The sequence below is a fragment of the Mesorhizobium sp. 1M-11 genome, from assembly GCF_001303895.1.
Taxonomy (GTDB): Bacteria; Pseudomonadota; Alphaproteobacteria; order Rhizobiales; family Rhizobiaceae; genus Mesorhizobium.
This window is the reverse complement of record NZ_LJSD01000011.1, coordinates 43,178-63,737: the sequence shown is the minus strand read 5'-3', so window position 1 is coordinate 63,737 and position 20,560 is coordinate 43,178. Positions and strand designations below refer to the sequence as shown.

The 20,560-nt window shown below is 62.2% G+C and carries 19 protein-coding genes; 4 read left to right on the top strand and 15 right to left on the bottom strand.

Annotated features, from left to right (window positions below; genetic code table 11):
- Positions 1-101: 101 nt before the first annotated feature.
- Positions 102-524, top strand: coding sequence for a DoxX family protein (locus AO692_RS04015; protein ID WP_054308754.1), 423 nt, complete (start codon positions 102-104; stop codon positions 522-524).
- Positions 525-545: 21 nt separating this feature from the next.
- On the opposite strand, the gene purF is transcribed toward AO692_RS04015, so the two are convergent.
- From purF to rpsF, 10 genes are all read right to left on the bottom strand, one after another.
- Positions 546-2,015 (bottom strand): amidophosphoribosyltransferase, encoded by a 1,470-nt coding sequence (gene purF / locus AO692_RS04010; protein ID WP_054308753.1) that lies wholly within the window; start codon positions 2,013-2,015, stop codon positions 546-548.
- An 86-nt stretch (positions 2,016-2,101) separates the two neighbouring features.
- Positions 2,102-2,788: a CvpA family protein gene (locus AO692_RS04005; RefSeq protein ID WP_054308752.1), complete on the bottom strand. Its 687-nt coding sequence runs from the start codon at positions 2,786-2,788 to the stop codon at positions 2,102-2,104.
- A 132-nt stretch (positions 2,789-2,920) separates the two neighbouring features.
- The gene (radA, locus tag AO692_RS04000) at positions 2,921-4,321 is read right to left on the bottom strand and encodes a DNA repair protein RadA (RefSeq protein ID WP_054308751.1); all 1,401 of its coding nucleotides are present in this window, start codon (positions 4,319-4,321) and stop codon (positions 2,921-2,923) included.
- Positions 4,322-4,359: 38 nt separating this feature from the next.
- Complete coding sequence (locus tag AO692_RS03995; protein WP_054308750.1) at positions 4,360-5,847, bottom strand: replicative DNA helicase; 1,488 nt, start codon at positions 5,845-5,847, stop codon at positions 4,360-4,362.
- Positions 5,848-6,054: 207 nt separating this feature from the next.
- Positions 6,055-7,035: a small ribosomal subunit Rsm22 family protein gene (locus tag AO692_RS03990; protein WP_054308749.1), complete on the bottom strand. Its 981-nt coding sequence runs from the start codon at positions 7,033-7,035 to the stop codon at positions 6,055-6,057.
- A 2-nt stretch (positions 7,036-7,037) separates the two neighbouring features.
- Complete coding sequence (locus AO692_RS03985) at positions 7,038-7,361, bottom strand: YnfA family protein (protein WP_054308748.1); 324 nt, start codon at positions 7,359-7,361, stop codon at positions 7,038-7,040.
- Positions 7,362-7,433: 72 nt separating this feature from the next.
- Complete coding sequence (locus AO692_RS03980) at positions 7,434-8,711, bottom strand: cyclopropane-fatty-acyl-phospholipid synthase family protein (protein WP_054308747.1); 1,278 nt, start codon at positions 8,709-8,711, stop codon at positions 7,434-7,436.
- Between the two features lie 259 nt (positions 8,712-8,970).
- Positions 8,971-9,555 carry a 50S ribosomal protein L9 gene (gene rplI / locus AO692_RS03975; RefSeq protein ID WP_054308746.1) on the bottom strand — a complete coding sequence of 195 codons (585 nt, stop codon included), beginning with the start codon at positions 9,553-9,555 and terminating at the stop codon, positions 8,971-8,973.
- Between the two features lie 196 nt (positions 9,556-9,751).
- The gene (gene rpsR, locus AO692_RS03970) at positions 9,752-10,000 is read right to left on the bottom strand and encodes a 30S ribosomal protein S18 (RefSeq protein ID WP_024923879.1); all 249 of its coding nucleotides are present in this window, start codon (positions 9,998-10,000) and stop codon (positions 9,752-9,754) included.
- Positions 10,000-10,446 carry a 30S ribosomal protein S6 gene (rpsF, locus tag AO692_RS03965; protein WP_054308745.1) on the bottom strand — a complete coding sequence of 149 codons (447 nt, stop codon included), beginning with the start codon at positions 10,444-10,446 and terminating at the stop codon, positions 10,000-10,002. Before rpsF ends, rpsR begins: the two co-directional genes overlap by 1 nt.
- Positions 10,447-10,819: 373 nt before the next feature.
- Between rpsF and AO692_RS03960 the strand changes: the two genes are divergently transcribed.
- Positions 10,820-11,047: a DUF4287 domain-containing protein gene (locus AO692_RS03960; RefSeq protein WP_054308744.1), complete on the top strand. Its 228-nt coding sequence runs from the start codon at positions 10,820-10,822 to the stop codon at positions 11,045-11,047.
- 158 nt (positions 11,048-11,205) lie between these two features.
- Positions 11,206-11,937 carry a class I SAM-dependent methyltransferase gene (locus AO692_RS03955; RefSeq protein ID WP_054308743.1) on the top strand — a complete coding sequence of 244 codons (732 nt, stop codon included), beginning with the start codon at positions 11,206-11,208 and terminating at the stop codon, positions 11,935-11,937.
- Positions 11,938-11,943: 6 nt separating this feature from the next.
- Here AO692_RS03955 and AO692_RS03950 read toward each other — a convergent pair whose 3' ends face one another.
- The 5 genes from AO692_RS03950 to topA form a co-directional block, all read right to left on the bottom strand.
- Entirely contained in the window at positions 11,944-13,128 is a 1,185-nt protein-coding gene (locus AO692_RS03950) for an MFS transporter (RefSeq protein ID WP_054308742.1), read from the bottom strand.
- A gap of 26 nt (positions 13,129-13,154) precedes the next feature.
- Positions 13,155-13,892 carry an NUDIX hydrolase gene (locus AO692_RS03945; protein WP_054308741.1) on the bottom strand — a complete coding sequence of 246 codons (738 nt, stop codon included), beginning with the start codon at positions 13,890-13,892 and terminating at the stop codon, positions 13,155-13,157.
- 73 nt (positions 13,893-13,965) lie between these two features.
- The gene (locus AO692_RS03940; protein ID WP_054308740.1) at positions 13,966-14,403 is read right to left on the bottom strand and encodes a DUF983 domain-containing protein; all 438 of its coding nucleotides are present in this window, start codon (positions 14,401-14,403) and stop codon (positions 13,966-13,968) included.
- Complete coding sequence (gene rnr, locus AO692_RS03935; RefSeq protein ID WP_054308739.1) at positions 14,403-16,703, bottom strand: ribonuclease R; 2,301 nt, start codon at positions 16,701-16,703, stop codon at positions 14,403-14,405. The genes AO692_RS03940 and rnr overlap by 1 nt, the downstream gene beginning before the upstream one ends.
- A gap of 4 nt (positions 16,704-16,707) precedes the next feature.
- Complete coding sequence (gene topA / locus AO692_RS03930) at positions 16,708-19,269, bottom strand: type I DNA topoisomerase (RefSeq protein WP_054308738.1); 2,562 nt, start codon at positions 19,267-19,269, stop codon at positions 16,708-16,710.
- Between the two features lie 504 nt (positions 19,270-19,773).
- Between topA and AO692_RS03925 the strand changes: the two genes are divergently transcribed.
- Complete coding sequence (locus tag AO692_RS03925; protein ID WP_054308737.1) at positions 19,774-20,520, top strand: cytochrome c biogenesis CcdA family protein; 747 nt, start codon at positions 19,774-19,776, stop codon at positions 20,518-20,520.
- Positions 20,521-20,560 lie beyond the last annotated feature (40 nt).

Genomic DNA, 20,560 nt, shown 5'->3' with positions numbered 1-20,560 from the left:
GTCGCTTCGACGAATGGTCGCAGGAGTTTTGGATGACGATGTCGGGAAAGCCGTTGCTCTACCGTCCTTGGGAATGAAACCCGGATCCAAAGGAGGGAACAATGGGTCGAACTGTCGCAATTCTCGTCGCAAGACTGATCTTCGCCGGTGCCTTTGCCATGGCTGCAACCTTCAAGTTTGCGGGAATGGCCGATACGGCTGCTTATATCGCGGCCGCGGGTTTTCCGGTTCCACTGCTTCTGGCCTGGTTGGCCGCTATCTTCGAAGTCGGCCTGGTGCTGGCCTTTCTGACCGGCGCCTTCTTTTCCGAGGCAGCCCTGCTGGCGGCTGCCTACGTGATCTTCCTGGCCATCTCTTTCCATGGCCCGTCGCGCTGGCAGGCCAACCAAGCCGAGTTCGGCTTCTTCGTCGACCATTTCACCTTCTTCGCCGGGCTTCTGTTCGCCGCGGTCCATGGACCGGGCGAGCGATTGGCAGCGCAGGTTGGGCTTTTGTGGAAAGATCGGATTGCTTCCGCGGGCTGACGCGGAAGCAGGGTGTCCGGTTTACTGTCCGCCGCTCGCCAGCAGCGACAACGTGCGCACATTGTCGGCGCCTTCATGGTCGAGCAGGCGTGTCGGATATTGCCCGGTGAAACAGGCATCGCAGAACTGCGGCTGCTCGTCATTGCGGGTGGCCTCGCCGACGGCGCGGTAGAGTCCCTCGATGGTGAGGAAGCCGAGCGTGTCGACGCGGATGAATTCCGCCATCTCCTCGACCGACATGCGGGAAGCGAGCAGCTTCGACTTTTCCGGGGTATCGACGCCGTAGAAACAGGACGCACGCGTCGGTGGCGAAGCGATGCGCATGTGCACTTCCTTGGCGCCGGCATCCCGCACCATCTGCACGATCTTCTGCGAAGTGGTACCGCGTACGATCGAATCGTCGACCAGCACCACGCGCTTGCCCTCGATCATGCGGCGGTTGGCGTTGTGCTTCAGCTTGACGCCCATGTGGCGAATGGAATCGCCCGGCGAAATGAAGGTGCGGCCGACATAATGATTGCGGATGATGCCAAGTTCGAACGGAATACCGGCTTCCTGGGAAAAGCCGATCGCTGCTGGCGTCCCGGAATCCGGCACCGGCACGACGATGTCGGCTCCTACTGGATTTTCCCGGGCAAGCTCGGCGCCGATACGTTTTCTCACATCATAGACATTGCGGCCTTCGACCGAGGAGTCCGGGCGGGCAAAATAGACATATTCGAAGATGCAGAAGCGGGTCTTCTGCGGCTCGAACGGGAAATGGCTCTCGATCCCCTTGGTGGTGATCACGACCATCTCGCCGGGCTTGATATCGCGGACGAAGCGGGCGCCGATGATGTCGAGGGCGCAGGTCTCGGAAGCCAGGATCCAGGCACCGTCGAGATCGCCCAACACCAGCGGGCGGATGCCCAGCGGGTCGCGCACGCCGATCAACTTCTTCGAAGTCAGCGCCACCAGCGAGAAGGCGCCCTCCAGTTGGCGGATGGCCTCGATGAAGCGCGAATTGATGTCGCGTTCCTTGGAAGTGGCGACGAGATGCAGGATCGTCTCGGTATCGGAGGTCGAGGAAAAGATCGAACCCTGCTTCTGCAAGGTGCGCTGCACGGTCAGCGCGTTGGTGATGTTGCCGTTGTGGGCGATGGCAAGGCCGCCGGTGGAAAGTTCGGCGAAGAAGGGCTGCACATTACGCAAACCAGCGCCGCCGGTGGTGGCATAGCGCGTGTGGCCAATGGCGCGATTGCCCTGCAGCCGGTCGATCACAGACTGTTTGGTGAAGGTGTCGCCAATCAGGCCGACATGCCGTTCGACATGGAACTGACTGCCATCATAGGAGACGATGCCTGCAGCCTCCTGGCCGCGATGCTGCAGGGCATGAAGTCCAAGTGTGACGATGGCGGCCGCATCCTGGCGGCCAAAAATACCGAAGACACCACATTCGTCGTGGAAGTGGTCATCTGCCTCGGCGCAAAGCACGTCGTTTGCGTCTGCCATGCCGGAAGCCTCTTGCCCGCTAAAACCGCGATATAAGGCCATGACGCCGCGAAAGCAATGTGCTCACGCGGCGTTTCACACGATCGTCAGTTGTTCGTAGCCGGCGCATTGCCACCGGCGGGCGGCTGGTCGGCCGGGGCCTCGTCGTCCGGTGCTGGCGCTTCGTTGTTTTCAGGCGCCGTGCCTTCAGGGGCCGGAGCCTGCGTGCCGGGCGCTTCGCCGGCTGCGGGCGGCGTTGCAGTGCCACCTTCAGGCGCTACGCCACTCTTGTTGAGTTGCTTGAGGATCGTCTTTTCCGGATCTTCCGGCAGCACGCTTTCAATGTACTTGCCGATCGATTCCAGTAATGGACGCGACTTCGATTCGGCAACCCAGTTCGGCGCCTTGTCGCCAGCCAACCAGTTGAAGAACATTAGGCCAACCGCAACGACCAGAATGCCGCGTGCGGCACCGTAGAGGAAGCCCAGCGTGCGATCGAGCGCGCCGACCCTGGAATCGATGATCCAGTCGGCGATCTTCATGGTTATGATCGACACGATGATCAGCGCGATGATGAAGACGATGCCGGCGGCAGCGCCCATCGCGATCTTTTCATTGTCGATATAGGGCTGAACGTAGGGAATGACCGGCTTGTAGAACAGATAGGCTGCAACCGCCGCTGCCGCCCAAGATGCGATCGACAGCACCTCGCGAGAGAAGCCTCGCACCATGGCGAGCATTGCGGAAATTAGGGTGAAGCCGGCGAGAATCCCGTCCAGAAGCGTAATCGGCATGTCCTGCGCCTACTCCATATGCCCTGTCATTAGAGCGCCGCGCGTCCGAATGAATGCGCAAAGGACGCTCTAACTCTTCTAAGCTACGCATCATGCTTTCCGAAAACCGAAACTGATTTTCGGGCCGATGCGCTAGTCCTCGGCGGCGCGGCTGCGGCGGGTGCCGGCAATGCGCGCCACGAGATCTGCGAGCTCGGTAGGCTGGAAAGCGCCGGCGCCTATTCCCCCGGCAATTTCCTCGCTGCCCACAGGCAGGACTGCGCTTCCGAAGCCCAGCTTTTCAGCTTCCTTGAGACGCTGTTGCGCATGTGCAACCGGCCTCACGGCGCCAGAAAGGCTGATTTCGCCGAAATAGACGCAATCGGCGGGAAGGGCAAGACCGGTGAGCGAGGACACGAGCGCCGCGGCCACCGCGAGGTCTGCGGCTGGCTCCGAAATGCGGTAGCCGCCGGCGACGTTCAGGTAGACATCGTGCTGACCGAAACGGACGCCGCAATGCGCTTCCAGAACGGCCAGGATCATCGACAGCCGCGCGCCGTCCCAGCCGACGACGGCACGGCGCGGCGTGCCGAGAGAAGAGGGCGCGACGAGAGCCTGGATTTCGACCAGCACGGGTCGAGTGCCTTCCATTCCAGCGAAAACCGCGGCGCCGGGCGACTTTGCGTGCCTTTCGCCGAGGAAAAGTTCGGAAGGGTTGGCGACTTCCCGCAACCCCTTGTCCGACATTTCGAACACGCCGATCTCGTCGGTTGGACCGAAGCGATTCTTCACCGTGCGCAGGATGCGGAAGTGGTGGCCGCCTTCGCCTTCGAAATAGAGAACGGCGTCGACCATGTGCTCGACGACACGCGGTCCTGCGATCTGGCCTTCCTTGGTGACGTGCCCGACGAGCACCACCGCAGCACCTGTGGATTTCGCATAGCGGATCATCGCCTGGGCGGCGGCACGCACCTGCGTGACGGTTCCCGGTGCCGAATCGGCCAAGTCCGTCCACAAGGTCTGGATCGAATCGATGATGACGAGATCGGGCCGTTTGCCGTCGGCGATGGTGGCCAGGATATCCTCGACATTGGTCTCGGCGGCGAGTTCCACCGGTGCCGAGGCGGCACCCAGCCGCTGCGCGCGCAGCCGGATCTGCGCGACGGCTTCTTCGCCCGACACATAGACGATGCGATGGCCCTGGCGGGCGAGCGCTGCCGCCGCCTGGGTAAGGAGCGTCGATTTGCCAATGCCCGGATCGCCTCCGACCAGCAGCGCCGAGCCGCGCACGAAGCCGCCGCCGGTAGCACGGTCCAGCTCACCGATGCCGGAGGCAATGCGCGGCGCATCCTCGATGTCGCCCGACAACGTCGTCAGCACCACGGCGCGGCCCTTGCGGGCGCTCTTCAGCGATGCAGGTCCCGAGCCGATGCCGCCGGCGGTGCCTTCCTCGATCAACGTGTTCCATTCGCCGCAGGCATCGCATTTGCCCGCCCAGCGCTGGTGCACGGTACCGCAGTTCTGGCAGATGAACTGAACGCGCGATTTAGCCATGAATATTGAACAGGGATGCCGAGACGCGGATCAAGAGGTTACTCGAACCTCTCGGGCAGCTGATGCTCCTCCGCGAGGTCGGAGAAGCGGGTGTATTGGCCCTCGAATGCAAGCTCGACCGTGCCGGTGGGGCCGTGACGCTGCTTGGCGATGATGAGTTCTGCCTTGCCTTTCACCTTGTCGAATTTGATCCGCCAGTCCTCATATTCCGGCGTGCCTTCCTCGGGCTGCTTGTTCTGCAGGTAATATTCGTCGCGATAGACGAAAAGCACCACGTCCGCGTCCTGCTCGATCGAGCCCGATTCGCGAAGGTCCGACAGCTGCGGGCGTTTGTCGTCGCGGCTTTCGACCTGACGCGACAACTGCGACAGTGCGATGATGGGAACGTTGAGTTCCTTGGCCAGCGCCTTCAGGCCGGTGGTGATTTCGGTGATTTCCTGCACGCGGTTCTGCGATGACTTGGCACTGCCCTGCATCAGCTGCACGTAGTCGATGACGATGACTTCCAGGCCGCGCTGACGTTTCAGGCGTCGCGCACGCGCGGCAAGCTGGGCGATCGAGATGCCGCCGGTGGCGTCGATGAAGAGCGGGATCTTCTGCATGGTCTGTGCGCAGGCGACCAGCTTTTCGAAGTCGGACTCGGTGATCTCGCCGCGGCGGATCTTCGACGACGAGATTTCGGTCTGCTCCGAGATGATACGGGTCGCCAGCTGTTCCGACGACATTTCCAGCGAGAAGAAGCCGACCACCCCGCCATTGGCGGCCTTGTACGACCCGTCGGCCTGCTGCGCCGGCTGGTAGGCCTCGGCGATGTTGAAGGCGATGTTGGTGACCAGCGAGGTCTTGCCCATGGCTGGGCGGCCGGCAAGGATGATCAGGTCGGAGGGCTGCAGGCCGCCGAGTTTGCGGTCGACGTCGCGCAGGCCGGTGGAGATGCCGGACAAATGGCCGTCGCGCATATAGGCGGCATTGGCCATGTCGACCGCAGTTTTGACGGCATCGGTAAAGGCCTCGAAGCCACCATCGTAGCGGCCGGTCTCGGCCAGCTCGAACAGGCGCCGCTCGGCGTCCTCGATCTGCTCGGCCGGAGACATGTCGACGGGCGCGTCATAGGCGATGTTGACCATGTCCTCGCCGACGGTGATCAGCGCGCGGCGGGTGGCCAGATCATAGATGGCACGGCCGTAGTCGGAGGCGTTGATGACGGTTACGGCTTCGGCGGCGAGTCTGGCGAGATATTGCGCCACGGTCATGTCGCCGACTTTTTCGTCCGCCGGCAGGAAGGTCTTGACAGTCACCGGAGTGGCCATCTTGCCCATGCGGATCAACTCCGCCGACACCTCGAAGATCTTGCGATGCAGCGGCTCGTAGAAATGCGCGGATTTGAGGAAATCGGAGACGCGGTAGAAGGCGTCGTTATTGACGAGGATGGCGCCAAGCAGAGCCTGTTCGGCCTCGATGTTGTTTGGGGCTTCGCGATAGAGCGGTGTTTCCGCCGTGCCGAACTTGAGAGCTGCCTCTGCCATGGTATCCCCAACTTATTCCGTCGTGTCGTTAGCAGAAGGATCGCGGCCGCGGTTCGTCCAGATGCCCAGAACGACCAAACATGCCCGTGATTCACAGAACGGCTTCATCGTCCACAGGACGATATTCCAGCGCCCCGAATCCGATTGACTCGATGGGGTATAAAGCCTAACCGAACAACAGGAACATATCAAGAACCCTCGGTGTGGTCAGGCAGATTCGAGGTCGAGAGCATCGCCCCAGTCCAGGCGGCGCGCCACTTTGAAGGCTTCGCCGTCGCGCTTCGTGAGAAGCCTCTCGCTCGCCACGCCGTCGGGCTGGCACAATTTCAGCGCGACTTTGCCCGAGCCGGCTTTCGGCGGCGCCAGCACACGCGCATGACGCGCGGTTTGCGGCGTGCGCGACGCTGCCAGATAGATGAATTTCTCGTCTTCCCAAGGCACATCCGCCTCCTTGGCCAGCCGGTGCAGGCGCGAGCGGGCGACACGCCGTGAAAAATGGCACCAGTCCGGAGAGACCAGCGGGCAGGGCGCATGATGTGGGCAGGGAGCGGCGACAAAGCCGCCGAGGGCGATCAGCTTTGCTCTTGCATCGAGAATGCGCCGCCAGCCAGCAGGCGTGCCCGGTTCGACGACGAGCAGCGTGTCGGCGGTAAGTTGCCAGAGGCGCTCGATCAGCCGGGACAATGATGTCGGCGCGATTTCGTCCATGACATAGGCCATGGTGACGAGGTCGGCAGCCGGCATGTCGGCCAGGTCGATGTTGACGTCGCCTGCCTGCCAGCGGATTTGCGGCGGCGTGTTCATGTTGGCTGCAAGCGTCTGTCCCACCTTTCGAGCCGCATTGCTGGCTTCCAGCAACGTCGCAGAATCGATTGATGGCCACAGATCGGCCGCGGCCCATAGCACCGTTCCCGGGCCTGCGCCGATGTCGAGCATCGTCCTTGGGGCGAAATCCGGCTGCGTGTCGGCGAGTACCCCAAGGCTGGTACGGACCGCGGCATAGGTAGCGGGCAGCCGGGTGGCGAGATAGGCCCTGGCGGCGATGTCGTCGCCCATATGCAGACGTCCGTCGCGCACCTCCGCGCGATAGCGGTCGGAAAGCGTCCGGGAGGCCTGTTTCAAGGTTGCCAGCGGCAACTTGTCCAGCAATTGCTCGACGGCTTGTCGCAGTTCTGCGGGCAGTTCCATGCTCAGACGCTCCTCGGCGCGAACAGGATGACCGATGCTCCCGCCACGCAGATGGCGGCGCCAACGATATCCCATCGGTCAGGTCGAACGCCTTCGGCCAGCCACAGCCAGAGCAGGGATGCGGCAATGTAGATGCCGCCATAGGCCGCATAGGCGCGTCCGGCGGCATCGGTGGGCGCCAGCGCCAGCAGCCAGGCGAAGGCGATCAACGAGGCAAGGCCGGGCAGCAGCCACAGCGGCGATTTCTCTAGTCGCCACCAGGCCCAGAACGAAAAACAGCCGGCAATTTCGGCCACAGCCGCAACGACAAAGAGGAGGATGTTCATCCTCCTCTCTTAGTCCATCTCGATAGCCGTGGCATCAGCCCGGTAAGATGCCAGGCAGGGAAATGCTTGCGCCTATTCCTTCACCTTGCGGCGCCGTGGCGGCTTGGCGAACAGCGGCTTCTGCGGTGCATCGCGCACTTCGAGTGCTTTTTCGCATTTGCCGATGTAGTCGCGCGTCACCGGCAGCACGTCGTTCTTGTGCGCGAGCTGGATCTGGAACACCACGAGATCCTGCCAGCGGAAGGAAGCTTCGGAGCCGGACAGGTAGAACTCCCACATGCGGCAGAATCGCTCGTCATAGATCGCCTTGACCTTGTCGCGGTTGGCGAGGAAGCGCTCGCGCCAATGCTTCAACGTGTCGGCATAGTGCAGCCTCAGAATCTCGACGTCGGTGACAGCCAGGCCTGAGCGCTCGATGTGCGGCATGACCTCCGAAAGTGCGGGGATATAGCCGCCCGGGAAGATATGCTTGCGGATGAAGGCGTTGGTGGTGGTGGCGGGGCCGGTCCGGCCAATCGTGTGCAGGAGCATCACGCCGTCCGGCTTGAGCAGTTTCGCAGTCTTGTCGAAGAAGGTCTTGTAGTGGTTGATACCGACATGTTCGAACATGCCGACCGACACGATGCGGTCGAAGCGCTCGGACAGGTCACGATAGTCGCGCAGCTCGAAATGGACATGCCGGTCGAGGCCCTGGGCATGGGCTCGATCTGTTGAAACCTGATGCTGCTCGGTGGAAAGCGTCACACCGAGCACATCCGCTTCGAAGGCCTCGGCAATGTAGAGGCCGAGCCCGCCCCATCCGGAACCGATGTCGAGCACGGTCTGTCCCGGCCGCACCTTCAGTTTGGCGGCGATGTGCCGTTTCTTGGCAAGCTGCGCTTCTTCCAGTGTCATGTCTGGCCGCTCGAAATAGGCGCACGAATACTGCATGTCCTCGTCGAGGAAGAGTTTGTAGAGATCACCCGACAGGTCGTAGTGGTGCGCGACGTTCCGACGCGACTGTCGGGCGTTGTTGAGCTGCTGCAGCGGGCGGACGGTCAGCCTTGCTGAATTGAGCAACTTGCCCCAGGTCGATTCGATCCAGGAAATTCCGGTGTTCTGGTAGACAAGGTGCAGGAAGGACAGCACGTCGCCTTCAACGAAGTCGAGTTCCTCTTCCATGAAGGCTTCGGGAATGGCCAAGGAAGGATGCAGTGTGATGGCGCGTTCGGCGTGGCGCGTATGGATGACCATATGCACTTTTGGGCCGGTGCCGTCGCCAAAGGTCCGGGTTGCCCCATTGGGCCCGGTGATGGCCAGATTGCCTCTGCGGACAACGCGTTCGGCAATGCGTTCCAGAATAACATTCATGATGTGCCCTCAAAGAACGATAGTGACAGCACTGCTGTCCAATCCTTCAAAAAAGGCGGACGCGTCGAAAAGTTCCGATTGGCATAAAAAAACCGGGCACCAGGCCCGGTTTTTTGATCCAGCGACGAGGCTGGCTTTATGACAGATCGCTAATGCATCGGCCCAAAGATCGTAATCGATTGCTCGGACCGATGCGTGCGGTTCAAAAAGTGTTGGAATGTCCTGTGCGCGTCCGAATGGATGCGCGACGCTCCAATGATCAGGCGTTTTCTTCGTCGCCTTCGAACTCCGCATTCGGATCGAAGAAGCTGTCCGGACGGGCGTTCTCATTGATGTCGTCGCCATAGATGGCTTCGGCGGTGGTGAGCGTCTCGCCCTTGGACTGACGCTCGGCTTCTTCGGACGAACGCGCGATGTTGAGCGTCACGGTGACTTCGACTTCCGGGTGCAATGCGATCGCCACATTGGTCAGACCGATGGTCTTGATCGGGTGGTTCAGCTCAACCTGGTTGCGGCCAACGGTGAAGCCTTCAGCGGTCAGCAGATCAGCGATATCGCGGGTCGAGACCGAACCGTAAAGCTGACCGGTTTCGCCAGCCGAACGCACGATGATGAAGCTCTTGCCGTCGAGCTTGTCGGCGACCTGCTGGGCTTCGGACTTGCGCTCGAGGTTGCGGGCTTCCAACTGGGCGCGCTGACCTTCGAACTTCTTCTTGTTGGCTTCGTTGGCGCGCAGCGCCTTGCCCTGCGGCAGCAGGAAGTTACGGGCGAAGCCGTCCTTGACCTTGACGGTATCACCCATCTGGCCGAGGCGGGAAATGCGTTCGAGAAGAATGACTTCCATTGTTTTCTCCATCTGCGTCGCAATCGACGCCGTTCGGGAGACAGTCAGGAAGAGAAGGGTGCCCAGCACCGGTTTCGCTGTCCTGCCTGTCGAGGCAGTTAGGGCTTGTTGGCCCAACTCGGGATTTTAGAGCCCCCGGCTGTGCCCATCACTGCCGGGGAAAACCCGCAGGCGTTGCCGCCCGCGGGAAAGCTGTTTAGCGGACCACGTAGGGCAGCAGGCCGAGGAAGCGGGCGCGCTTGATCGCCTGGGCGAGTTCGCGCTGCTTCTTCTGGCTGACGGCGGTGATGCGCGACGGCACGATCTTGCCGCGCTCGGAAATGTAGCGCTGCAGCAGACGCACGTCCTTGTAGTCGATCTTCGGGGCGTTGGCGCCGGAGAACGGGCAGGTCTTGCGGCGACGATGGAACGGGCGCCGGGTCGGGATCTGGTTGATGTCGACCATTATTCTGCACCCCCTTCAAAGCTGCGCTGCGGACGCGGGCCACGATCGCCGCGGTCGCCGAACGAACGCGGACCACGATCGCCGCGGTCACGGTCGCCGAAGCCACCACGCTCGGAACGCTCTTCGCGCTTCTGCATCATTGCCGAAGCGCCTTCCTCGTGCTTCTCGACCTTGATGGTCAGGAAGCGAAGGACGTCTTCCGACAGACCCATCTGGCGCTCCATTTCGCTGAGCGCTGCCGGCGGGCAGGTCAGGTCCATAAGCGTGTAGTATGCCTTCCGGTTCTTCTTGACCCGGTAGGTGAGGGACTTCAGTCCCCAGTTCTCGACCCGGCCAACCGAGCCGCCGCCAGCGGAGATGACGCCCTTGAAACGTTCAATGAGCTCATCGACCTGCTGCTGCGACAGATCCTGCCGGGCAAGGAACACATGTTCGTAAAGAGCCATTTGTCTTGCCTTTCTTCGTTTCTCTGTCGGTTCCCGGCGGCTAAAGCCTCTGCAACTTCTCTAGATCCGCAAAGCGGAGAAGAAAGGAGCATGACGAGACGGTCGAGAGCGGAGACACGGGAGGCGGAAGCGTTCTCGCTCCACACGGCGGTTCCACAAGAAACCTCCGGCCCTCCGTTCAGCCCCCAGCTGGGACCGGCAGATTGCGCGCGTCTATACAGGAATTTGGCTGGAACACAACCCTGACAGGCTGGGCAGCGGCAATCCGTCACCGAAATCACCCCTCTTGGGAATTGGAAGATCCAAGATCATGATCATTGCGACCCGCGTCTTGGCACCTCATATTCCGCCGTCCCAATAACCGGAGACGATCATGTCTTTCCAGGCCTATCTCGATACGATCAAGAACAAGACGGACCAAGGGTCGGACGACCTGATGCGTCTGGCCGATGCCAAGGGCTTTTCGGAAGGCGGAAAGCTCAAGCCTGGCGTCAAGGCGGGACAGATCATCGAATGGCTGAAGACGGACTATGATCTCGGTCATGGCCACTCCATGGCCGTCTATGCCCTGTTGACCGGCAAGAAGAAACCCGGCGACTGACGAGCAGCTACTGGGCTGTGCTTGGCGGGAGCGGGCGAGGCAGCCTTGCCAAATGGCGATGCGCGACTGCTGGAATAGCGGCGAGCCGAAGTTGGACGTTGTACGGGCTATACGAATGAGCCACCAGGGCCGTTTCGCCTCGAAACATGGAGCCCCTCATGACCAGCCCCAGGAAAGATCACGACCATTGGTCCGATGTCGCCTCCGAGTGGATCGAATGGGCCCGCGCGCCCAACCATGACGCGTTCTGGGCCTACCGGCCGGCCTTGCGCGAATTCATCGGCAAAGGCGCTGGCGACGCGCTGGAGGTCGGCTGCGGCGAGGGACGCGTTTCGCGATTGCTCAGGGAATGCGGGTATCGTGTGACTGCGACGGATACAGTCGAAGCTTTTGTCGCTGCCGCAAGGGAGGCCGATTCAGCTGACCGCTACGAGGTCGCACCTGCCACGGCTCTGCCGTTCGAGCCAGCCAGCTTCGATTTCGTCATGGCCTACAACATGCTGATGGATGTCGACGATGTGCCTGCGGCGGTGAAGGAAATGCGGCGCGTGCTGCGTCCATCCGGCACGCTGTTTGTCTCGATCGTGCACCCGTTTGCCGATCGCGGCCGTTTCGACCGCGAGCGCCCGGATACGCCTTTCGTGGTCGATGGCACTTATTTCGGCCGCGAGCATTTCGAAGGCGCGGAGGAACGGGACGGCTTGCGCATGCGCTTTGCCGGCTGGTCGCAGCCGCTGCAGAATTATATGGCGGCGCTCGAAAGGGGCGGGCTGGCAGTCACGTCGCTTGTGGAACCTGCGCCTGATGCCGGGCCGCAATGGGCTGCCTTGCGCGACTGGGACCGTATTCCATTGTTCCTGTGGCTGAAGGCGCGACCGCTGGCCGGCTAAGACGCATCAGCCTCGGCCTGATTTCAGGACGAGGCGCCCGATCGCAAGCAGGATATAGGCGCCGAAGAACAGCGAAAGCGCGCCGCCGAATCCCCATGGGCCGAAGGCATCCATGCCCAGGCCTATGGCCTGCGGTCCGAGCACCATCCCGACGCCGTAGCACAGCACGAACGCGGCATTGGCGGAAGCAAGCTCATGTCCTGAAAGCTGCGAGCCAAGGTGTGCGAGGCCAACCGTATAGAGTGCCGCCACCACACCGCCCCATACGAACAGAAGCCCTGCCATGAGGTGCCAGTTCGAGGCCAGGTGGGGCATGACCAGCGTGCCGATCAACCCAACCGTGGCGCAGGCGAGCAGCAGATAGCGACGGTCACCGACGCGGTCGCTGACCATGCCGATCGGGATCTGCAACAGCACGTTGCCAAGGCCGATCATGGTGAGCAGCAACGCAGCGTCCGCCTCCGAGTAACCGATACGGCTGCCGTAGACTGGGAACAGCGCGAAGCCACCGGTCTCCACTGCGCCGAATACCAGCACCGCGGCAGTCGCGGTCGGCACGAGCCAGATGTAGCGCAGGAAGCCGCTGGTTTCCTCGCCTTCGGGACGGATAGGCGGGCTTTCCTTGCGGGCGGCAAGAACCGGTATGGCCGCCACCGCAACCAGCACGATGATGACGCCGAAGGGCAGGAATCCGGCGCTGCCTATCCGCGAAAACAGCCATGGCCCGGCGGCGAAACCCAGCGAAAGCACGGTAGCATAGATGCCGAGCACCAGACCACGCCGGTGTGGCGGTGCCGAGGTGCTGATCCAGAATTCGGACAGGATGAAAAGCACCGTCAACGCGATATGAAGCACGATACGCAACGGAAACCACATCCAGAAGGAAGGTGCGAAGTGGAAACCGACAAAGGCCAACGCTCCGGCCGCGATCATGATCAGCATCGCCCAGGCGACCCCTAGCCGCGTGGCGATCGGCGTCGCCAAAGGTGCGCCTGCGATCGAAGCGAGGCCGGCAACCGCCGTGTTCAGGCCGATCATCGAGGCTGAATGGCCACGCGATTCCAGGATGACGCTGAGCAGCGGCATGCCGAGGCCGATGGCGATGCCCACGACGCTGATCGAGGAAACGGCCGCGATCATGGGCAGCCAATGTACGCGCTCCTCGTCCTGCGCCATGGTTTCGTCCGTCATGCCAACCTGTTTTTATGGATTTCGTCTTAAAGAACGTCGCGCACGAAGCGGTTGTGAAGCATCCGATAGAACGGGACCGCTCCGCCGGGCCGTAGCAGGGGATCGTCGCTGAGCCGCTTTTCCAGTTCGTCCAGGATCGTTCGTGTAATTGTTGGAATGTCGGCCTTCCTGGCCTCGGCCAGCGGCAGCCAGACCAGTTCTTCGAGCTCGTTGGTCGGACCATTCGGCAGCGCGACCGCTACATCGTCGCGCCAGGCGGCGAGGAACCGGGTATCGAATCGACGCACACGTCCGGGTGGAGTGATCGCGCGGGCAATGAAACGCACGGCTTCCAGTGAGGGCTGCACGTCATGTTCTACGAACCCCTGCCAGTCGCGCTTGCCGGTGACGAGGGGACCCTTGTGGCCGATCAGCAGGCCAGCTTCCTCATAGGTTTCACGGATGGCCGACAGAGCAATGGCGCGAGCCCGGGTCGGGCCGGTGCGCCCGGCTCGAGCCGTCAGTTTAGCCTCGTCCTCGGGGTGAAGACCGGTCGCGACTGGAACACGGCTGTCGGCAGGATCGGTGCGGCCGCCGGGGAAGACGAACTTGCCGGGCATGAAAGCGTGGGCCGCATGGCGGCGGCCCATCAGCACACGAAAATCGCCGCCTTTGCGGTCGAGCAGAATGAGTGTCGCCGCATCGCGCGGACGTTTCGGCCCGTCGCCGAGTGTAACCTCGTTGCGCTCGGCCTTGTCGACTTCCGCCTTGGTCATCCCTTGCATGTGACCGACCTAGCGGAAACTCATGTCAAATTAAAGAGGTGGTCTGGGCTGGTGCGTTGCACCAGCCGAAAGGTCAAATCTCGGGATGACCTTCGATGTGGTCGACCTCGCCGCCGAAACCATGCATGTAGTAGGCCCATTGCAGGCCGATCACGGCGCCTTTGATCGGCTGCAAAAGCGCCAGCGACATGATGATGGTGAGCGGCGCCCAGATCGCCAGATGCTGCCACATGGAAAGCGTTGAGGTCGCCTCCACGCCCATGAAACCGCCGAGGATGACGTGGCCGACGATGACGATCACCAGATAGGCCGGCAGGTCGTCGGCGCGGTGATGGTGGAATTCCTCGCCGCAGGCCTCGCAATGGTCGAAGGTCTTGGTGAAGGCGCGGAACAGCTTGCCTTCTCCGCAGTTCGGGCAGCGGCACAGGAAGCCCCGCTTCATTGCCGGCCACAGCGGGCGGGTTGCCCTGCTGGACGACTGCTGCTCGCCGCCGAAAACCTGCTGTTGCATCATCGTCTCCTGCCGCGCGGTCCAGAACGCGATTGCGAGGCTCGGGCGCGGCCCTTTGCCTTGTGAAACGACCGTTTCGAGCCGGGCAGCGGTTTCGGTGCGCTCAGCATTTCGAAGCGCATCGCGCCGGCCAGCGGCGCCACTTCGACAAGGCGGACTTCGACACGATCCGCAAGCTGATAGCCCTTGCCGCTGCGTTCTCCGAAAAGCGAACGCGCCGTTTCATCGAATATATAATAATCGTCACCCAAGGATGACACCGGGATAAAGCCATCTGCGCCAAATTGTGGCAATTGGACAAAAAGTCCTGCCTTGGTGACACCGGAGATGCGCGCGTCGAATCGGTCGTCGACACGCTCGGCCAGATAGGCGGCGATGAGGCGGTCGACAGTCTCGCGTTCAGCGGCCATGGCGCGGCGCTCTGCCGTCGAAATCAGTGCGCCGGTTTCAGCCAGCCGTTCTTCCTCGCCACGTGTCAATCGGTCCGATCCCAGGGCGAGCGCCGCAATCAACCCACGATGCACGATCAGGTCGGCATAACGGCGGATGGGGGAGGTGAAATGCGCATAACGGCGCAGGTTCAACCCGAAATGGCCGATATTGTCGGGATTGTATTCGGCCTGGCTCTGTGAGCGCAGCACCACCTCATTGACCAGCGCTTCGTTGTCGGCGCCGCGCACGCGTTCGAGGATGGAGTTGAACTGGCTCGGGCGCATCTGCGCGCCACGCGTCAGTGACAGGCCAAGCGTCTGCAGGAACTCGCGCAGAGATTCCTGCTTGGCAAGCGTCGGGCCATCGTGGATGCGATAAATCAACGGCTGCTTCTTCGCTTCGAGCGTTTCGGCAGCAGCGACGTTCGCCTGGATCATGAATTCTTCGATCAGCTTGTGCGCGTCGAGCCGTTCCGGAACGATGACACGGTCGACCGTGCCGTCCTCTTTCAGCAGGATCTTGCGCTCCGGCAGGTCGAGTTCCAGCGGCTGGCGGGCATCGCGGCCGCGCTTCAGCACGGCATAAGCATCCCATAGCGGTTTCAGCACGCTGTCGAGGAGGGGGCCGGTCTTGTCGTCCGGCACACCGTCGATGGCGGCCTGCGCCTGCGGATAGGCGAGCTTGGCGGCCGACTTCATCATCACACGGTGAAAGCTGTGCCGGATCTTCCGTCCTTCCGCGGAAAAGGTCATGCGTGTCGCGATAGCAGGACGATCCTCGCCTTCGCGCAGCGAACAGAGATTGTTCGAGATGCGTTCGGGCAGCATCGGCACGACCCGGTCCGGGAAATAGACCGAATTGCCGCGTTTCAGAGCCTCGCGGTCGAGCGCGGAATTCGGCCGCACATAAGCGGCGACATCGGCGATGGCCACCGTCACCACCACGCCGCCGGGATTGGCCTCGTCAGGGTCCGGCACCGCATAGACCGCGTCGTCATGATCCTTGGCGTCAGCCGGGTCGATGGTCAGCAACGGCAGGTCGCGCCAATCTTCGCGCCCCTGCAGCGCCACCGGCTTCAAGGCCTCCGCTTCGGCCAGAACGTCGGAAGGGAAGATATGCGGGATGTCATGCGCGTGGATGGCGATCATGGAGACCGCCTTTTCGCTGGTCAGCGAGCCCAATACCGCCAGCACCTTGGCGCGTGGCAGGCCATAGCGGCCGGAGCGCGAAGGCTCGACTTCCACCAAGTCGCCGTTCTTCGCGCCATTCTGGAATTCCTTGTCGACGATGAGCTCCGGCTGCCGCCGCTCCACCGGCTCGATGCGGAAGGTGCCGTCCTTCATGACACGGAAGACGCCGAGCACTGCATCCTTGCGTTTCTCGAACACCTTCATGATCCGCGCCGTATAGGCCGGGCCGGTTGGATCGTCGGTCGGGAAAGTCTTGGCAAGCACCCGGTCGCCAATGCCGGCCACGGGGCCGCCGCGTGAGACGCGGATCGAAACCAGCGGCGGCTCACCATTGCCCTGCTGCTCGGCGGGCCGGCCGAGAAGACCGCCTTCGTCGTCGCGTCCGATCACGTCGAGCACGGTGACATGGGGCAGAGCGCCCGGGCGAATGTGGCGCTTGCGCGACTTTTCCAGCAAGCCTTCATCCTGGAGGTCGCGCAGCAGGTCCTTCAGCCAAGCACGGTCATCGCCGCGCAAGGCAAAAGCCTTGGCGATCTCGCGCTTGCCTGAGCGATCGGGATTTTCGGCGATGTAGCGCAGGATTTCGTCGCGCGAGGGGCGATACTGGTCGCGTGTTCCCCGGCGGGTATCGGCAGCGCGGGGATCGCCATGGCTTCGTCCGGAGATCCTGCGCGCCAATGCCCTATCCCTTCTTCTTGCCGCGGAACGGCTTCTTGCCGCCTCCGCCCTTGGCTTCCTTCTCGGCGATCAGCGCGACCGCCTCGTCCAGCGTCACCGTCTGCGGATCCTTGCCCTTGGGCAGGGTCGCGTTGATCTTGCCGAAATTGACATAGGCGCCGTAGCGGCCGTCGCGAACGGTGATCTTGCCGCCGCCGGCGGGATGCTCACCGAGATCCTTGAGCGCCGCCGGCGTTCCGCCATTGCGACCGCCTGGACCCTTCGACTGTTTTTCCGCCAGCACCGAGACGGCGCGGTTGAGGCCGATCGTGAATACGTCCTCGATGCTTTCGACATTGGCGTAGGTGCCGTCGTGCAGTACGAACGGACCGTAGCGGCCAAGGCCGGCCGAAATCATCTTGCCGGTTTCCGGATGCTGGCCGACATCGCGCGGCAACGACAACAGCGCCAGCGCCTTCTCATGGTCGATCGTTGCCGCGGTCCAACCCTTGGGCAGGCTGGAACGCTTGGCCTCTTTGCCTTCGCCGCGCTGCACATAGGGGCCGAAACGCCCGGAGCGTAGCGTAATCTCCTCTGCCGTATACGGATCCTTGCCGAGCAGCTTGGTGCCATCCTCGACCCCACCGTTTTCGCCATTGCCGTTCTGGCCGTCGAGCTGACGCGTGTAGCCGCACTCGGGATAATTCGAGCAACCGACGAAGGCGCCGAACTTGCCGAGCTTCAGCGACAGGTTGCCGCTACCGCACTTCGGACAGATGCGCGGATTGGAGCCGTCCTCGCGCTCGGGGAAGACCAGCGGCGCCAGTTCTTCGTTGAGTGCGTCGAGCACATCGGTGACGCGCAGCTCCTTGATGCCGTCGACAGCACCGGAGAAATCCTTCCAGAAGTCGCGCAGCACGTCCTTCCAGGCGAGCTTGCCGTCGGAAATTTCGTCCAGCTTCTCCTCGAGCGACGCGGTGAAGTCATACTCCACATAATGCTCGAAGAAGCCTTCCATGAAGGCGGTGACCAACCGCCCCTTGGATTGCGGCATCAGCTTGCGGTTCTCGATCTTGATGTAGTCTCGATCTTCCAGCGTCTTCAGCGTCGCGACATAGGTCGAGGGCCGGCCGATGCCGAGCTCTTCCATCTTCTTGATGAACGAGGCTTCGGAGTAGCGCGGAGGCGGCTCGGTCGTGTGCTGCGTGGCGTTGATCTGTTCGCGCTTCAGCGTCTCCTCGGCGCGGATTTCGGGCAGGCGGCGGTTTTCCTCGTCCTCCGAATCCTCGTCCTTCTGGTCAGTGTAGGCAGCGATGAAGCCATCGAAGCGGGTAACGGAGCCGACGGCACGCAGGCCGGCGATCTTCGAGCCATTGCGGGCTTCGATCTCCACCGTGGTGCGCTCGATCTCGGCCGGCTGCATCTGACTCGCGATCGCCCGCTTCCAGATGACCTCGTAAAGCCGCGCCTGGTCGGCATCGAGATATTTACGCATCTCGGCCGGCGTGCGGTTGAAGTCGGTCGGACGGATGGCCTCGTGCGCTTCCTGCGCATTCTTGGCCTTGGTCGTGTAGTGGCGGGGTTTTTCCGGCAGATACTTGGCGCCGAATTCCTTGACGATGGCGTCGCGGGCCGCCGAAATCGCCTCGGGCGCCATCTGCACGCCATCGGTACGCATGTAGGTGATGAGGCCGGCGGTCTCGCCGCCGATGTCCATGCCTTCGTAGAGGCGTTGGGCAACCTGCATCGTGCGCTGGGCCGAGAAGCCGAGGCGCGACGACGCGGCCTGCTGCAGTGTCGACGTGGTAAACGGCGGTCCGGGATTGCGCTTGGTCGGCTTGGCTTCCACCGACAACGCCCGGAAGGACGCGCCCTCCAGCATCGCCTTGATGTCGTCGGCCATGCCTTGCGAGGAAATGTCGAGTTTCTGCAGCTTCTTGCCGTCATAGGCCGTCAGCCTCGCCTCGAAGCTCTCGCTGCGCGGCGTGCCGAGGATGGCTGCGATCTGCCAGTATTCCTCGCGCACGAAGCGCTCGATCTCGGCCTCGCGGTCGCAGACGAAACGCAGCGCCACCGACTGCACGCGACCGGCCGAGCGAGCACCCGGCAGTTTGCGCCACAGCACCGGCGACAAGGTGAAGCCGACCAGGTAGTCCAGAGCACGGCGCGCCAGATAGGCATCCACCAGCGGCGGATCGATCTCGCGTGGGTTGGCGATGGCATCGAGCACCGCCTGTTTGGTGATGGAGTTGAAGGCGACGCGCTTGACCGGCTTGTCCTTCAGCACCTTCTTCTGCTTCAGCACTTCCAGCACGTGCCAGGCGATGGCTTCGCCTTCGCGATCCGGGTCGGTTGCGAGAATCAGTCCGTCTGCGTCCTTCACGGCCTTGGCGATGTCGGTCAGCCGCTTGGCTGAAGACGTGTCGACCGACCAGGACATGGAAAAATCCTCGTCGGGCTTCACCGAGCCGTCCTTGGCCGGCAGATCGCGGACATGGCCGAAGGAGGCCAGAACCTTGTAGTTCCGACCGAGATATTTGTTGATACTTTTAACCTTGTTCGGCGACTCGACGACGACGATGTCCATGAGCGGCTGCGTTCCCGTGCGGCGCCAACCAGAAAGCGGGGCGCCGGAAGCTGAAAAATCCGCCCGTCAAATGGCCGTGCTTTTCAGCCCGGTCAAGAGGTTGCCGCAAATTGGATGCCTTAAGCCGGGCGCAACTCATGCATTTGAAGACGATATTCTACGGCGTGAGGTGTTTGTGGTACGGTGCTGTAGGCGCATGATTTTGGTCATGCCATCGCAGACCTGGAAGAAGCCTGGTGCCGCGAGAACAAGAACTGCAACAGGAACTGTTGTCTATTTCGAAGCCCGTGGTCCGATCCCGCCGAAAAGGGTTGCAGCTTCAGCGCCGGACAGGACCAGGACATCGTATGGGACGCCCGGAATCCGTCCTCTCCGAAATTCCCCGCCTCACAATTTCGTCACCGGCGACCAAGCCGTTCTGCGCTGACTTGCCACATAATGGTGATTGGAGACCGTGCCTCGCCAAGGCTATATCCTGCAGCGCAACGGACGGAGCATCAAAAAATGGCATTGGATGTCGGCTATGTCAGCGCGATCGGGGCAGGGGCTATTTCCTTCCTGTCGCCATGCGTGCTTCCGCTCGTGCCACCCTATCTGTGCTACATGGCCGGCGTTTCCGTTGAGGATTTCCGTGGCAATGCGAGTGTTGCCGCCAAGGCGGGCGCGCGCGGAGCTTTGATCGCGGCCTCCATTGCCTTCGTTCTTGGCTTCTCTACCGTCTTTGTTGCATTGGGTGCCGGCGCTTCGACCATCGGCCGGCTGCTGCGCGTCTACCAGGAACCGCTGGCGATGATCGCCGGCGCGCTCATCATCCTGATGGGGCTGAATTTCCTGGGTATCCTGCGCATCCCGCTTCTGTCGCGGGAGGCGCGTTTCCAGTCGCAAGGTAAGCCCGCCAGCGCGCTTGCCGCCTACGTCATGGGCCTGGCCTTCGCCTTTGGCTGGACGCCCTGCATCGGCCCGGTGCTCGGGCCGATCCTGACGTTGGCAGGCGGGCGCGAGACTGTGAGCGAGGGCGCCTTGCTGCTTGCTGCTTATTCGCTCGGCCTTGGCATTCCGTTCCTGATCGCGGCTCTTTTCTCCGGCGCTTTCATGCGCTTCTTGAGCAAATTCCGCGTTCATCTCGGCCGCGTCGAGAAGGTGATCGGTGCGCTGTTGGTTGTTGCCGGTGTCTTTTTCCTGACAGGTGGCGTGCAGGTCATGGCCTATTGGCTGCTCGAAAATTTCCCTGCGCTCGGACGACTTGGATAACAAGCCCGGAATTTAACCATATTGGTACCATAACGCGCCG

What these genes read in the sequence shown, in the direction of transcription:
- AO692_RS04015 (WP_054308754.1), top strand. Translation starts at nt 102, where the DNA reads ATGGGTCGAACTGTCGCAATTCTCGTCGCAAGACTGATCTTCGCCGGT.
- purF (WP_054308753.1), bottom strand. Translation starts at nt 2,015, where the DNA reads ATGGCAGACGCAAACGACGTGCTTTGCGCCGAGGCAGATGACCACTTC.
- AO692_RS04005 (WP_054308752.1), bottom strand. Translation starts at nt 2,788, where the DNA reads ATGCCGATTACGCTTCTGGACGGGATTCTCGCCGGCTTCACCCTAATT.
- radA (WP_054308751.1), bottom strand. Translation starts at nt 4,321, where the DNA reads ATGGCTAAATCGCGCGTTCAGTTCATCTGCCAGAACTGCGGTACCGTG.
- AO692_RS03995 (WP_054308750.1), bottom strand. Translation starts at nt 5,847, where the DNA reads ATGGCAGAGGCAGCTCTCAAGTTCGGCACGGCGGAAACACCGCTCTAT.
- AO692_RS03990 (WP_054308749.1), bottom strand. Translation starts at nt 7,035, where the DNA reads ATGGAACTGCCCGCAGAACTGCGACAAGCCGTCGAGCAATTGCTGGAC.
- AO692_RS03985 (WP_054308748.1), bottom strand. Translation starts at nt 7,361, where the DNA reads ATGAACATCCTCCTCTTTGTCGTTGCGGCTGTGGCCGAAATTGCCGGC.
- AO692_RS03980 (WP_054308747.1), bottom strand. Translation starts at nt 8,711, where the DNA reads ATGAATGTTATTCTGGAACGCATTGCCGAACGCGTTGTCCGCAGAGGC.
- rplI (WP_054308746.1), bottom strand. Translation starts at nt 9,555, where the DNA reads ATGGAAGTCATTCTTCTCGAACGCATTTCCCGCCTCGGCCAGATGGGT.
- rpsR (WP_024923879.1), bottom strand. Translation starts at nt 10,000, where the DNA reads ATGGTCGACATCAACCAGATCCCGACCCGGCGCCCGTTCCATCGTCGC.
- rpsF (WP_054308745.1), bottom strand. Translation starts at nt 10,446, where the DNA reads ATGGCTCTTTACGAACATGTGTTCCTTGCCCGGCAGGATCTGTCGCAG.
- AO692_RS03960 (WP_054308744.1), top strand. Translation starts at nt 10,820, where the DNA reads ATGTCTTTCCAGGCCTATCTCGATACGATCAAGAACAAGACGGACCAA.
- AO692_RS03955 (WP_054308743.1), top strand. Translation starts at nt 11,206, where the DNA reads ATGACCAGCCCCAGGAAAGATCACGACCATTGGTCCGATGTCGCCTCC.
- AO692_RS03950 (WP_054308742.1), bottom strand. Translation starts at nt 13,128, where the DNA reads ATGACGGACGAAACCATGGCGCAGGACGAGGAGCGCGTACATTGGCTG.
- AO692_RS03945 (WP_054308741.1), bottom strand. Translation starts at nt 13,892, where the DNA reads ATGCAAGGGATGACCAAGGCGGAAGTCGACAAGGCCGAGCGCAACGAG.
- AO692_RS03940 (WP_054308740.1), bottom strand. Translation starts at nt 14,403, where the DNA reads ATGCAACAGCAGGTTTTCGGCGGCGAGCAGCAGTCGTCCAGCAGGGCA.
- topA (WP_054308738.1), bottom strand. Translation starts at nt 19,269, where the DNA reads ATGGACATCGTCGTCGTCGAGTCGCCGAACAAGGTTAAAAGTATCAAC.
- AO692_RS03925 (WP_054308737.1), top strand. Translation starts at nt 19,774, where the DNA reads ATGGCATTGGATGTCGGCTATGTCAGCGCGATCGGGGCAGGGGCTATT.